Here is a 14015-nt window from a genome sequence, read left to right on the forward strand (position 1 = left end):
GTCTGCCCTTACTGCATGATGAAGCTGGTGAACAGCAGGTCTTCAACCTCATCCGGGTCGATGCCGGCCTGTTTCTCAAGCACCTTGCGCACCTCGGCCAGCGCCTGCTGACGCAGCTGTTCACGACCCTGCGCCGTCTTCAGCTCAGGCGATTTCTGCTGGCTGAACAGGGTCAGCAGGGCATGACGCAGGGCGGGCATGTGGGCCTTGACCTTGGCTTCCAATTCCGGATGGGTGGTCAGGATCTGCACCTCCACCTGGAGGAAATCGGCCTCGCTGGTGTCGGCCAGGTTGGCCAAGAGCGGCTTGCCCGCCTCGCCGATCAGCACATAGCTGGCCACCGCATGCTCGTCCTTTTTCTTCTTCGGTTTCTCTTCCTCGTGCGCGGCTCCCTCGCCCTGCTCTGCCGCCGGCGCGCCGAGCTTCCCGCTCAGGAAGAGCCAGGCCCCACCTCCCAGCACGCCGCCGAGGAGCAGGACCACGACGATCAGGAGAATCACGACCAGCTTGCTGCCGCCGGATTTCTTTGCAACGGGCTCTTCAGTCTGGTTCGCCTCGGCCATAGCTCATGCTCCTTCGTATCGTTGGGGGCGTTCAGGGGGATGAAGCGGGCAGTGTACCAATGCATCCCGGCCCGCGCATGCCCTCAGGCGCAGCACGCGCCGGCACGACGGCTGCGCTTGTCCTCGTAGAGCGCCGCATCGGCGCGGGCGGTGAATGCCGCCGCCCCTTCGCCCGGAAGCCACTGGGCCACCCCGATGCTGCTTTGCAGTGGGATGGTTTCCTCGCGCTGGAGGAGCGGCTGGACCACCAGCACCTCCCGCAGGCGCCGCGCCAGTTGCCTGGCCCCGTCCATGTCCGTCTCTGGCATGAGGAGCGCGAATTCATCGCCGCCAAAACGGAACAGCATGTCGCTGCCGCGTGCGGTCGCCTTGACGAGGCGGGCGAAATGCTTGAGCAGTTCGTCGCCCACCAGATGACCGTGGCGGTCATTGACCTCCTTGAAACCGTCCATGTCCAGCATCATCAGCGCGAGCCGTCCATCATGGCGCCCGGCACGCACGATTTCGCGCGCCAGCGCCTCGTCGAAGGCCAGGCGGTTGCCGACCCCGGTCAGAGGATCGCGCAACGCCAGGCGCAAGGTGTACCGGTAGAGCAAGGCGTTGCGCAGGGGGTAGAGCAAGAAGGCCAGCAGGTCCTCGAACACCTCCAGCTCGTCCTTGCCGAATGGGAAGCGACGCATCAGCGTCAGCGTCCCCAGGCGCTGCTCATTCAAACGCAGGCCGTATTCCGCGTGATGCTGGGCCTCCACCCCCTGGGCCCAGGCAAAATCCTCCCCCTCCATTTCAAGGGACAGGCCGTCGAAGGGAACGACCTTATGGACGATGTCCGCAAACAGCCGCACGAGGGGCTCCAGCTCCAACGTCGTAGGCAACTGGCGGCTGAGCGTGAACATGGCCTGCTGGCGCCGTTGCTCGAGCTGCGCCCCAGCCATGGCCTTACGGTAGGCGTGCAGGTCGCGCGCTGGCATGGGGCGGCGGAAAAGGGCGGATGTCATGTTCAGGCTCATGGAAAAACCTCCTGGCAGCCCCGCAGTCCGGGGTATTGACCCAACCCATGCGAGGTTCATGCCAAGATCCATGCAAACGCGTCAGAACAGGCTTCTTTGACGGGAACGCGCATCCCCCCTAGCCATGCGCCAGAAAACCGACGACCTGCGTTTCAGGCCGACTTCGGCTTTTCCGCCACCCGGTCGCGCAGATAGACCGGCTGGGCCTCCCCTGCCGGCAACAGGCCCCCATGACGGGCAAGGTGCGCCCCGATCAGGGCCACGTCGTGCGCGCGCGGCAGGAGGTGCACGTCGCGGCCCGACTCGATGCCCGCGAAGCGCGGGGTGAGGATGGCGTCGTAGGCGAGCCAGCCGTGACCGGCGGCGAACCAGCCGGCGCCCGACGGCAGCGGGGCCGCGGCGGGTGGGGTCACCTGCTCCGCCCCCTCCAGCCGCATCTGCCCCCCTCCCTCCACGTGCCACGCCCCCCAATAGACCTCGTGCATCCGCGCATCGAGCGCCGCCAGCACCCGGCTCGCGCCGTGCAGGCGCCAGGCGGCATGGGCAAGGGCGGCGAGGCTGGAGACCGGCACCACCGGCAGCTCGGCGCCGAAGGCGAGGCCCTGGGTCACGCCGGCCGCGATGCGCAACCCGGTGAACGCGCCCGGCCCACGTCCGAAGGCGATGCCGTCCAGCTGGCGCAGGCTCGTTTCCGCACCGGCCAGCAGGCGCTCGACCATCGGCAGGATGAGCTGGGTGTGCTGTCGCGGAGCAAGCGTGTACTCCTCCAGCACCTGGCCGTCGATCAGCAGGGCAGCGGAACAGGCCTCGGTGGAGGTGTCAATGGCGAGAAGCTTCACGGTGCGGCCCCAAAAAAATGCGAGGGGGCGCATTGTAACGCCCCCTAAGATCGTGTCGGCGCGCGGTCAGGGATGCATCATGCTCTTGACGCGGCCGATGAGCCCGTTGGTCGAGCCGTCATACTCAGTCACCGGCTCATCGGCCAAGAGGCGCGGCAGGATGCTATTCGCCATCTGCTTGCCGAGCTCCACCCCCCACTGGTCGAAGGAGTTGATCCTCCAGACGATGCCCTGGGTGAAGATCTTGTGCTCGTAGAGCGCGATCAGCATGCCCAGGGTATAGGGCGTATGGTCGCGCATGAGGAGGGAGTTGCTCGGCTTGTTGCCAGGGATCACCTTGTGCGGCGCGAGCTTGCGGATCGTGGCCACATCCGCCCCCTGCTCGCGCATCTCCAGTTCGACCTCGGCCAGGGTACGCCCCCACATCAACACGCGAGTCTGGGCCAGCATGTGGGACACCAGCGCGGCATGCTGATGACCCACCGGATTGTGGGTGTTGGCGGCGACGATGAAATCGCAGGGCACCAGGCGGGTGCCCTGGTGCAGGAGTTCGAAGAAGGCGTGCTGACCATTGGTGCCGTGCCCCCCCCAGAGAATGGGGCCGGTGGCATGCTCGACCCAGCGGCTGTCCCGGTCGATGGACTTGCCGTTGCTCTCCATGTCCGCCTGCTGCAGGTAGGCCGGCAAGGAGCGCAGGCGGGTACCGTAGGGCAGCACGGCATGGGTTTCGGCACCGAAGAAGTTAGTGTACCAGATGCCGAGCATGGCCAGGATCACCGGCATGTTCTGCTCAAGCGGCGCATGGAGGAAATGCTGATCCATGGCGTGCGCCCCTTCGAGTAGTTGCTCGAAGTGCTCGAACCCCACGTGCACGGCGATGGACAGGCCAATCGCCGACCAGAGCGAATAGCGCCCGCCCACCCAGTCCCAGAACTCAAACATGTTCTCGGTATCGATGCCGAAGGCGCGCACGGCCTCAGCATTGGTGGACACGGCCACGAAATGCCTGGCGACATGCGCCTCATCCTTGGCATGCTCGAGGAACCAGCGCCGGGCGGTATGGGCGTTGGCCAGGGTTTCCTGGGTGGTGAAGGTCTTGGAGGCGACGATGAACAGCGTGGTCTCCGGATCCACCTTCTTGAGCGTGCTGACGATATCCGAGGGAGCCACGTTGGAGACGAAATGGGCACGCAGATCGAGCCGCGCGTAGGATCCCAGGGCCTCGCACACCATCTTCGGGCCGAGGTCCGAGCCGCCCACGCCGAGGTTGACCACGTCCGTGATGCGCTTGCCGGTGTAGCCCAGCCACAGCCCTTCGCGCACGGCCTCGGAAAAACGCTTCATGCGCTCGAGCACCGCGTTGACCTTGGGCATCACGTCCTCGCCATCGACCATGACGGGCGTATTGGCGCGGTTGCGCAATGCGACATGCAGCACCGCACGGTTTTCGGTGAAGTTGATCTTCTCGCCCGCGAACATCTTCGCCCGCCAGTCCTCGACATTCGACGCACGGGCCAGATCCATGAGCTTGTTCATGGTCTTGTCGATGACAATGTTCTTCGAGTAGTCGAGGAACAGTTCGCCGACCTGCAGACTGAAGCGATCAAAACGCTGCGGATCGTTGTTGAACAGATCCCGCATGCGCACCTGGCGCATCATGGCGTAGTGTTTTTCCAGGGCTTTCCATGCCTGACGTTTGGTGGGGCGTGTCATATCGCTGCTCGTTGTCTGATCGTGCGGGTGATTTTTTGTTATTTACAGTGAAGACGTTCAAAGGACATTTCGCCAGACGTGGTCGTCCTGGTCGAACAGGCGGGAGGACTCGTCCGGTCCCCACGTCCCCGCCGGGTAAGTGTGAATGAAGTCGCGCTCCTGCGCCCACACCTTGAGCACCGGATCGACCACCCGCCAGGCCCACTCCACCTCGTCGTAGCGTAGAAACAGCGACTGGTCGCCGCTCATCACATCGAGCAGCAGGGCCTCGTAGGCCCCCAGGCGCGAGGCCTCGCTCTCGCAGTAGGTGGCGTCCAGTTGGGTCGTGGTGGTGCGCAGCTCCAGTCCCTCGCGCTTGGTCTGCACCTCCAGGCGCAGACTGTCGCAGGGCTGGATGCCAAGCAGCAGCCAGTTCGGCTTGAGCTGCTCGATGGGGGTCTCGCGAAACAGCTGCTGGGGCGGATGGCGGAAGCGCACGCTCACCATCGAGGTGTTCTCCGGCAGGCGCTTGCCGGTGCGGATGTAGAACGGCACGCCACGCCAGCGCCAATTATCGATGTAGAGCTTGAGCGCCGCATAGGTCTCGGTCGCGCTGTCCGTCGCCACCCCCTCCTCCTCGATGTAACCCGGCACCGGCCGCCCATGGATCTGGCCTTGCGTGTATTGGGCGCGGAAGGCATGGGCATGCACCGCGCGCGGCGGGATGGGGCGGATCGAGCGCAGCACCTTGACCTTCTCATCCCGCAGCGCCTCGGCCTCCAGGCTCGCGGGCGGCTCCATCGCCACCAGGGTGAGCATCTGCAACAAGTGGCTCTGGATCATGTCGCGCAGGGCGCCGGCCTGGTCGTAGTAGCCCGCGCGGCGGGCGATGCCCTTGTCCTCGGCATGCGAGATCTGCACATGGTCGATGTAGTTGCGGTTCCACAGCGGCTCAAGGAAGAGGTTGGCGAAGCGGAACACGAGGATGTTCTGGATCGTCGACTTGCCGAGGTAGTGGTCGATGCGGAAGATCTGCCGCTCGGAGAAATGCCGGTGCAGGCGGGCATCCAAAAGCTTGGCGCTCTCCAGGTCATAGCCGAACGGCTTCTCCACCACCAGCCGCCGCCAGCCGCCCACCTCCTCGTTCAAGCCCACCGCGCCGAGCCGGTCGCTGACCACGCTGTACTGATCCGGCGCGATGGCCAGATAGAAGATCAGGTGGGTCGCTTCCGCCCCGTCCAGCAGACGGCCGCGCAGGCGCTGGTAATCCTCCTCAAGCGAAAGGTCCCCCGCGACGAAGCGCAGGCGGGCAAGGAAGCGCCCCAGCACCTCCTCCTTAAGCTGCGCGCCGAGCTGATCACGCAAGGCGCTTCCCACTTCATCGCGCCATTGCTCATCGCTCCACGTCCGTCGGCCGAAACCGACCACGGTCAGCGAGGGGGGCAGGCGACCGTGACGGTCGAGGTGGTAGAGCGCAGGCAGCAGCTTGTTGACCGCAAGATTGCCGGTCGCGCCGAAGATGACGAAGGCACAAGGCTGGGCGAGGCCGTTGAGCCCGCCCGAGGAAATCACGCCGCCGGGCATGGCCTTACTCCCCAGCCTGCGTAATGGCATGACCGCCAAAAGCCTGGCGCATGACTGCCAGCAGCTTGTGGCCATAGTCCGCATTGCCCTGACTGGCGAAGCGCATCTGCAGGGCCAGCGAGATGACGGGCGCAGCCACGCCAAGGTCGATGGCCTCCTTCGCCGTCCAGCGCCCCTCGCCGGAATCGGCCACGCGCGGGGCGATGGCGGCCAGCTGCTGGTCCTGCGCCAGCGCCCCGGCGGTGAGGTCGAGCAGCCAGCTCTGCACCACCGAGCCGTGGCGCCACAGCTCGCTGACCTGGGCCAAGTCGATGGCGAAGGCTTCCTTCGCTTTGAGCAGCGCCAGGCCCTCGGCCAGGGCCTGCATCATGCCGTACTCGATGCCGTTGTGGACCATCTTGGTGAAGTGGCCGGCCCCCAGCGGGCCGACATGCGCCCAACCGCGATCCGGCGCGGGCGCCAGTGCCTTCAGCACCGGGGTGAGGCGCGCCGCGTCCTCCACACTGCCGCCCGCCATGACGCAATAGCCGTTGCGCAGCCCCCAGATGCCGCCGGAGACGCCCACGTCCATGAAGCGCACGCCGCTCGAAGCGATCCGCTCGCCACGGCGCAGGGTGTCCTGGTAGAACGCGTTGGCCCCGTCGACCAAGAGGTCGCCCGGCGCAAGGCGCGGCAGAAGGCGCTCGATCGCCGCCTCGGTCGCCTCCCCCGCCGGCAGCATCAGCCAGACGATGCGCGGCACGGGCAGCTGGTCGAGGAAGGCATCCAGCGAGTGGGCCGGCAGGAACCCCGCCCCTTCTGCGCCCAGTTCCTCGATCGGCCCCGGGCTTCGGTTGTGCCCCACCACCTCGATCCCGGCCCGCACCAGCCGGCGGGCCATGTTGGCCCCCATACGACCCAGTCCATAGATACCGATACGCATGCGTGCTCCCCCCCAGGCAAAAATGAAGGCGTTCTTGGTGTATGAAGATACAGGCGCGCAGCCTGGACGGCATTCCAGCTATAATGAGAAACCTTTGTGAACAAATGATGCGACGGCAGGGACCCGGCCCCACCGCCCGAACGGCCTCGGCAGGGATGCCGGGGCCTGTTTCCTGACCATCGCCCAGACCACGGTAACAAGCCCATGCCCAAACGTTCCGCCTCCAAAGCCCAGCACGATGCCGCCCTGCGCGCACGGGTCAAACTTTTCGGCCAACTGCTGGGTGAGATCGTCCTCGAACAGGCCGGCGAGGAGGTCTTCGAGGCCGTCGAAACCCTGCGCAAGGGCTTCATCCGTCAGCGCCAGCAGCCCAACCCCCGCACCCAGGCGCGTCTGATCGAGGTCATCGAGGAGTTGCCAGCGGACAAGCTCACCCAGGTGGTGCGCGCCTTCAGCATCTATTTCAGCCTGGTCAACATCGCCGAGGAAGACTTCCAGCACCAGCAGCGTCGCCGCATGGTGCGCCGCGGCCTGAACCTGTGGAAAGGCTCCTTCCACGACACCCTGCGCGAGTTCTCCAAGGAAGGCATGACCGCGGGTCAGCTGCAGACCCTGCTCGACAACCTGCAGTACATCCCGGTGTTCACCGCCCACCCCACCGAGGCCAAGCGCCGCACGGTGATGGACCAGCAGCGCCGCATCTTCGTCCTCTCCAGCGAGTTGGACCGCCCCGGCATCGGCGACACCGAGTACGCGGACACGGTGCAGGCGATCAAAACCCACATCCTCGCCCTGTGGAAGACCAACGAGGTGCGCAGCGTGCGGCCGAAGGTGGAGGACGAGATCCGCCAGGGCCTGTACTACTTCCGCCAGAGCATTTTCGGCGCCGTTCCGGTCACCTATCGCTACCTGGAGAAGGCCGTCGCCACCAATTTCGGCCAGGACCTCGCGCAGCAGGTGAAGGTGCCGAGCTTCCTGCGCTTCGGCTCCTGGATCGGCGGTGACCGCGATGGCAACCCCTACGTCACACCGGAAACCACCGAGCAGGCCGTGGCGATGGCCGCCGAGATGGTGCTGGAGGAATACCGCCAGCGGGTGTTCGCCCTGGGCCGCACCCTCACCCACTCCATCAGCCTCTGCCCGACCATCTGCATCCGCCAGCTGGCGCTTGAGGAGGACCAGCGCTTCGTCGCTGCGGTGTTCGGCAACGAAGGCGATGAACACTTCGAGGACGAGCCCTACCGCACCAAGCTGCGCATCATGCACTACCGCCTGGGGCGCAACCTGGAGTACGTGCGCCGCCTCAAGGAAGGCCATCCCATGCCGCTGCCGGGCGATGCCTACCCGGGGCCGGCCGAATTCATCGGCGACCTGTACCGCATCCGCGACTCGCTGCTGGAAAACGGCGACCGCCTGCTGGCCGACGCCGAGCTGAAGGACCTCACCCGCCTGGCGGAGACCTTCGGCTTCCACCTGTTCCAGCTCGACATCCGTCAGGAGTCCACCCGCCACACCGAGGCGGTGGCCGAAATCCTCGATCAGATCGAACCGGGCCTGAACTACCTCGACCACAGCGAGGAAGATCGCCTGCGCGTGCTGGCCGAGCGCATCCAGCGTCCCGCACCGGCCATCGATCCGGACGCGCTGACCCCCGATACCCTGCAGACCCTGCGCGTGTTCGACGTCATGCGTTCCATGCGCCAGAACGTCAGCAGCGAGGCCTTCGGCGCCTACGTCATCTCCATGACCCACGCGGCGAGCCACGTGATGGAAGTGATGTACCTCGCCCACCTCGCCGGTCTCTCAGGCTACGACCCGAATGGCAAAGCGTACTGCAACCTGCTGATCTCGCCGCTGTTCGAAACCATCGAGGACCTCGAGCACATCGAGCAGGTGCTCACCCTGCTGCTCGACAACCCGGTCTACCGCGAGCTGCTGGCCGCCTCAGGCGATCTGCAGGAGGTCATGCTCGGCTACTCCGACTCCTGCAAGGACGGCGGCGTGCTGGCCTCGGTCTGGAACCTCTACCAGGCTCAGCTCAAGGTGCTGGAGCTGACCCGTGCACGCAATGTCCGCTTCCGCCTGTTCCACGGCCGCGGCGGCACCGTCGCCCGCGGCGGCGGCCCGACCCACGAATCCATCCTGTCCCTGCCGGTCGGCACCGTCCTCGGCCAGATCAAATTCACCGAGCAGGGCGAGGTGCTGTCCACCAAGTACAGCAACACCGAGACCGCCATCTACGAACTGACCATGGGCGCCACCGGCCTGATGAAGGCCACCCGCCACCTGGTCATGGACGTTTCGCGCCCGCGCCCCGAATTCGAAGCCGCGATGGCGGAGATGGCCGGCTACGGCGAGGAGGCCTACCGCGAGCTCACCGACCGCACCCCGGGCTTCATCCCCTACTTCTACGAGGCCACCCCGGTGCGCGAGATCGGCCTGATGAACATCGGCTCGCGCCCCTCGCACCGCAAGAAGGGTGACATCTCCAAGTACTCCGTGCGCGCCATCGCCTGGGTCTTCGGCTGGGCGCAGGCGCGCCACACCCTGCCGGCCTGGTTCGGCATCGGCAGCGCGCTCGAACGGTGGCAGAAGAAACATCCGGGGCAGCTCGACCTTTTGCGCGCCATGTTCGACGGCTGGCCCTTCTTCCATAGCCTGCTGCGCAACACCCAGATGTCGCTGACCAAGGGCGAGATGCACATTGCGCGCGAATACTCGGAACTGGTCCGGGATCGCGCCATGGCCGAGCAGGTCTACGGCATGATCAGCGGCGAATACCAGCGCACGCTCCAGGAGGTGCTGCGCGTCGCCGGCGTGGACGACCTCCTCGAGATCGACCCGGTGCTCGGCACCTCCATGCAGCGCCGCAACCCCTACCTGGACCCGCTCAACCACATCCAGGTCACCCTGCTCAAGCGCTACCGCGACGAGACCCTCTCCGACGAAGAGCGCGAGATGTGGCTGCTGCCGCTGCTGCGTTCCATCAACGCCATCGCGGCGGGGATGCGCAACACGGGGTAAAAGGTCTGAACAAATCGCGCCCCTCCCCCTTGAAGGGGGAGGGGATGGGGGAGAGGGTGATAACGCCTTGCCCCCCTCTCCCTAACCCTCCCCCCTAGGGGGGGGAGGGAACATACCACTTTGCGAGTGATTCAGCGTTTCCCTTTGTTTTTCTACGGACCGCCGGACTCACTCGTCCCGCACGACCCTCACCGCCGCCATGCCCTCAACCCGAGGATCGCTGGCCGCCTCCACCCGGCCGTCGCTCGCCCGCTCCCACAACACGGCCTGCATATTGCCCCAAGGCTGCTGTTCGCGCAGGACATGGCCGCGCACCTCCAAGCCTTTGCGGGTGGGCGCGTCCAGCGCCCCCGGCTCGTGCTGCAGCACATCCGGAAGGTACTGGTGGTGGATGCGTGGGCGCGACACCCACGCCAGCGGCGGCTTGCCCTCCACGGCCTCCAGTGTGCCCAGCAGCACCATGGTGATGATGCGGCTGCCGCCTGGAGCACCGAGGACCGCCAACCGCTCATCGTTGCGCACGAAGGTCGGCGTCATGCTGGAAAGCGGACGCTTCCCCGGCGCAATGGCGTTGGCCTCGGCGCCCACCAGGCCGTAGGCGTTCGGCACGCCGGGCTTGGTCGAGAAATCATCCATCTCATCGTTGAGCAGCACACCGGTGCCGGGCGGCACGAAAACGGCCCCAAACGGATAATTGATGCTCAGGGTGGCGGCGACCGCATTGCCGTCCGCATCGAGGATGGAGAAATGAGTGGTGTCGTCCCCTCCTCCCGGGGGCACCGCTCCTGGCAGGCTGGCGCTCGGCGTCGCGCGGTCGGTGCGGATCGACATCCGCAGGCCATCCGCGTAGAAGGGATGCAGCAGGCGCTCGCGGGGGATGGCGACGGACTCGGGGTCCCCCAGGTATTCCGCCCGGTCGCGGTAGGCGCGGCGCATGGCCTCGACCACGAGATGGACGCGCCCCGCCTCATCCAGCGCGGCCAGATCAAAGCCCGCGAGGATGTTGAGCATGGTGATCAGGGCCACCCCGCCCGAGGAGGGCGGCGCCGCGGAAATGACCTCGTGCCCACGGTAGCGGCCGCGCACCGGCTCGCGTTCGACCACGCGATAGCCCGCGAGGTCCTCTTCAGTCCAGATTCCCCCCGCCGCGCGCACCCCCGCCACCAGCCGGCGCGCCACCTCGCCACGGTAGAAGCCGTCCGCCCCTTCCTCAGCCATGCGCTCCAGCACCCAGGCCAAGTCCGGCTGGCGGATGACATGCCCAAGTTCCGGCGGCTGGCCAGCCTGAAGGAACAACCGGGCCGCCTCGGGCGACTCCGCAAACGCCGCAAGGCGGAAGGCTGCCATGCGCCGGTAGTGCCCGGTGACCGGGAACCCCTCGCGCGCGAGACGGATGGCCGGCGCCAGGGAGACGGCCAGCGGCAGGCAGCCGTACTCCCGCGCCAGATGGTCCAGCGCGGCGGGCACCCCGGGGATGCCCGCCGCCAGTGCCCCGTCCATCGACAGGCGCGGGATCACTTCGCCCTTCGCGTCCAGGTACATGTCCCGGTGCGCGGCCAGCGGTGCCCTCTCGCGCCCGTCAATCATCACCTGGCGGTCTTTCTCTGCCTCATGCAGCAGCCAAAACCCGCCCCCACCAAGCCCGGAACTGTAGGGCTCCACCACCGCCAGCGCCGCGCTCACCGCCACGGCCGCGTCGAAGGCATTGCCCCCCGCCTTGAGGATCTCGAACCCCGCCTCGGTCGCGAGTGGGTGGGCGGAGGCGATCGCGGCCGCGGGTGGGCGCTCGTCCGCGTGTACCGGGAGGAAAACCAGCCCGACGAGGAAGAGGACAAAACGCAGGGGCATGCGACTAGCCATAACGCAGCTTGAAGAACAGGATGCTGCCCGCAAGGCCGGCCGTGACGGCATTGGCGATGATGATCGGCCAGGAGCCGATCAGCACGCCGTAGAGCAGCCAGCAGAGCACGCCGGCGGTGAACAGGCTGAACATGCCGAGCGAGAGGTCGCGGGCATGGCGCGAGCGCCATGTCTTGACCGCCTGCGGGACGAAGGCGACGGTCGTGAGCGTGGCCGCGACGATACCGACCATATCCGCCGGAAGCGGCATGCTCAGGCCTCGATGTTGTCGATCAGGCGAGTCCGGCCAAGACGCGCGGCCGCCAGGATGCGTAGCCCCCCCGCCTCGCCTACAACGGCATGGGCGAGGTCTCCGGCGCGCCGCACGCTGACGTAGTCAGGCACAAAGCCCAGGGCATGCAGGCGCTCGATGGCCTCCGCCTCGACCAGGGCCGGCGCCTGGCCTGCGCGCAAGGCCTCGCGCGCCGCGCACAGGGTACGGTAGAGGCCGGGGGCGATGGCCCGCTCCTCCGCACTCAGGTAGCCGTTACGTGAGCTCATCGCCAGGCCGTCGGCCTCGCGCTCGGTCGGCTGGCCGATCAGTTCGATCGGCATATCGAGGTCGCGCACCATGCGCCTTAGGATGGTCAGCTGCTGGTAATCCTTCTCGCCAAACACCGCGACGTCGGGCATGACGATGTTGAACAGCTTGGTGACGACCGTGGTAACGCCAACGAAATGGCCGGGACGCGAGGCGCCGCACAGGATGTCCGACAGCTCGGGCACCATCACCCGTGTGCAGCCCGCCTGGCCGTGCGGATAGAGGGCCTCGACGCTGGGCAGGAACAGCAGCCTGACCCCTGCCTCCGCCAGCAGGGCGGCGTCCCGTTCCTCGGTGCGCGGGTAGCTGTCAAAGTCCTCGCCCGCGCCGAACTGGAGGGGATTGACGAAGATGCTGACCACCACGGCATCGGCGGACCGCTTGGCCCGCTCCACCAGGGCCAGGTGCCCGGCGTGCAGGTTGCCCATGGTGGGAACGAAGGCGATGCGCTTGCCCTTCGCACGCAGGGCGCGGATGGCAGCGCGCAGGTCGGGAATGGAGTGGATGGTCTGCATGGTGGGTGTGCTTCTGCTTCTCGATGGCTGTAGGAGGCCCGCCTCGGGCCGATGGTTATCCTCGCGGCGGGGGCGCCGCTCCTACCCAGGCAGGGTGCTCCTCGTAACGCATGAGCTGCTACCCCTTACCGTCAGGTAAAACCATGCTCGGGCCCGGGAAAGGCCCCCTTGCGGACGTCGTCGACGAAGGCCTTCAGCGCCTGGTCGGGCGCGCCATGGCTTTGGGCATAGTTGCGGGCGAACCTGGGCGGACGGGCGGTGAAGCCGAGCAGGTCGTAGCTGACCAGCACCTGCCCGTCACAGGCGGGGCCGGCACCGATGCCGATCACCGGGATGGTCAGGGCACGGGTGATCTCCGCCGCGAGGGGGCTTGGGATGCATTCGAGGATCAAAAGGTCCGCCCCTGCCGCCTCCAGCGCCACGGCGTCCTCGAGCATGGCCTGTGCGGCCTTGGGGTCGCGGCCCTGCACGCGGTAGCCGCCGAGCTTGTGCACCGACTGCGGGGTGAGGCCAAGATGGGCACACACCGGGATGCCCTGGCGGCTGAGGGCCTGCACCGTTTCGAGCTGGGGCTCCCCCCCCTCGAGTTTGACCACCTGCGCCCCACCCTCCTTCATCAGCCGGGCTGCGCTGTGCAGGGCCTGCTCCGGGGTGGCGTAGCTCATGAACGGCAGGTCGGCGATCAACACCGCACGCCCTGCAACGGACCTCAGGCCGCGGGCCACGCAGCGGGTGTGGTAGATCACCTCGTCCAGGGTCACCGGGAGGGTGGTGTCATGCCCCTGCACCACCATACCGAGCGAGTCGCCCACCAGCACCAGTTCGGCGCCGGCAGCCTCGACCAGGCGGGCAAGGCTCGCATCGTAGGCGGTCAGGCAGACCATGCGCTCGCCGCGCGACTTCATGCCGCGCAGGTCGACGAGGGTCAGGGGTCGGCTCATGCGGTTTCCTCCAGAGGTTCGCAGGTGTCCGAGGCACGCGCCGCCAAAAGGTCGGCCAGCGGCCCGAGGCCGGGAATGACGCGCTCGGGGACGAGTTCCGCCAACGGCCGGAGCACGAAGGCGCGCTCACCGATACCGGGGTGCGGAAGGGTCAGCTCGGGCGAGTCCAGGCAAAGATCGTCATACAACAGGACATCGAGGTCGATGACGCGCTCGCCCCAGCGACGCAGGCGCACCCGGCCAAAATCGTGCTCAATGGCCTGCAGTGCGTGCAGCAGGTCGCGCGGCGCGAGCGCCGTCTCCAGGGCCGCCACCGCGTTGATGTATTCGGGCTGATCCGAAGGCCCCATCGGCGGGCTGCGGTAGAGCCGCGAGGCTGCGGCGAGGCGGCTTTCGGGCAGCGCGGCGATCACCCCGAGCGCGCACCGGACCTGCCCGACAGGGTCATTCAGATTGCTGCCCAAGCCGATGTAGGCAAGCGGCATGGG

General features: G+C 66.9%; 12 protein-coding genes. 1 reads left to right on the forward strand and 11 read right to left on the reverse strand.

Going from position 1 to position 14015, the window contains the following annotated elements:
- Window positions 1–8: 8 nt before the first annotated feature.
- From V6D91_RS07480 to gnd, 6 genes are all read right to left on the reverse strand, one after another.
- A complete protein-coding gene (locus V6D91_RS07480; protein ID WP_347319177.1) occupies window positions 9–563 on the reverse strand; it encodes a flagellar basal body-associated FliL family protein in 555 nt (184 codons plus the stop codon).
- 83 nt (window positions 564–646) lie between these two features.
- On the reverse strand, window positions 647–1558 hold the full coding sequence (locus V6D91_RS07485) for a GGDEF domain-containing protein (protein WP_347319179.1): 912 nt from the start codon (window positions 1556–1558) through the stop codon (window positions 647–649).
- 164 nt (window positions 1559–1722) lie between these two features.
- The gene (gene tsaB / locus V6D91_RS07490) at window positions 1723–2409 is read right to left on the reverse strand and encodes a tRNA (adenosine(37)-N6)-threonylcarbamoyltransferase complex dimerization subunit type 1 TsaB (RefSeq protein WP_347319180.1); all 687 of its coding nucleotides are present in this window, start codon (window positions 2407–2409) and stop codon (window positions 1723–1725) included.
- Window positions 2410–2475: 66 nt separating this feature from the next.
- Window positions 2476–4122 (reverse strand): glucose-6-phosphate isomerase, encoded by a 1647-nt coding sequence (gene pgi / locus V6D91_RS07495; RefSeq protein ID WP_347319182.1) that lies wholly within the window; start codon window positions 4120–4122, stop codon window positions 2476–2478.
- Window positions 4123–4179: 57 nt separating this feature from the next.
- Window positions 4180–5685: a glucose-6-phosphate dehydrogenase gene (gene zwf, locus V6D91_RS07500; protein ID WP_347319183.1), complete on the reverse strand. Its 1506-nt coding sequence runs from the start codon at window positions 5683–5685 to the stop codon at window positions 4180–4182.
- A 4-nt stretch (window positions 5686–5689) separates the two neighbouring features.
- Complete coding sequence (gene gnd / locus V6D91_RS07505; protein WP_347319185.1) at window positions 5690–6607, reverse strand: phosphogluconate dehydrogenase (NAD(+)-dependent, decarboxylating); 918 nt, start codon at window positions 6605–6607, stop codon at window positions 5690–5692.
- Window positions 6608–6811: 204 nt separating this feature from the next.
- On the opposite strand from gnd, the gene ppc reads away from it, so the two are divergent.
- Window positions 6812–9631 carry a phosphoenolpyruvate carboxylase gene (ppc, locus tag V6D91_RS07510; RefSeq protein ID WP_347319186.1) on the forward strand — a complete coding sequence of 940 codons (2820 nt, stop codon included), beginning with the start codon at window positions 6812–6814 and terminating at the stop codon, window positions 9629–9631.
- A gap of 168 nt (window positions 9632–9799) precedes the next feature.
- Here ppc and ggt read toward each other — a convergent pair whose 3' ends face one another.
- From ggt to folK, 5 genes are all read right to left on the reverse strand, one after another.
- Entirely contained in the window at window positions 9800–11479 is a 1680-nt protein-coding gene (gene ggt, locus V6D91_RS07515; protein ID WP_347319188.1) for a gamma-glutamyltransferase, read from the reverse strand.
- 4 nt (window positions 11480–11483) lie between these two features.
- Complete coding sequence (locus V6D91_RS07520; protein ID WP_347319190.1) at window positions 11484–11741, reverse strand: SemiSWEET transporter; 258 nt, start codon at window positions 11739–11741, stop codon at window positions 11484–11486.
- Between the two features lie 2 nt (window positions 11742–11743).
- Window positions 11744–12586, reverse strand: coding sequence for a pantoate--beta-alanine ligase (gene panC / locus V6D91_RS07525; RefSeq protein WP_347319192.1), 843 nt, complete (start codon window positions 12584–12586; stop codon window positions 11744–11746).
- A gap of 131 nt (window positions 12587–12717) precedes the next feature.
- Window positions 12718–13527: a 3-methyl-2-oxobutanoate hydroxymethyltransferase gene (gene panB, locus V6D91_RS07530; protein ID WP_347319194.1), complete on the reverse strand. Its 810-nt coding sequence runs from the start codon at window positions 13525–13527 to the stop codon at window positions 12718–12720.
- Window positions 13524–14012 (reverse strand): 2-amino-4-hydroxy-6-hydroxymethyldihydropteridine diphosphokinase, encoded by a 489-nt coding sequence (folK, locus tag V6D91_RS07535; RefSeq protein ID WP_347319196.1) that lies wholly within the window; start codon window positions 14010–14012, stop codon window positions 13524–13526. Before folK ends, panB begins: the two co-directional genes overlap by 4 nt.
- Between the last annotated feature and the right edge of the window lie 3 nt (window positions 14013–14015).

The organism is Thiofaba sp. EF100 (assembly GCF_039822285.1).
GTDB lineage: Bacteria > Pseudomonadota > Gammaproteobacteria > Halothiobacillales > Halothiobacillaceae > Thiofaba.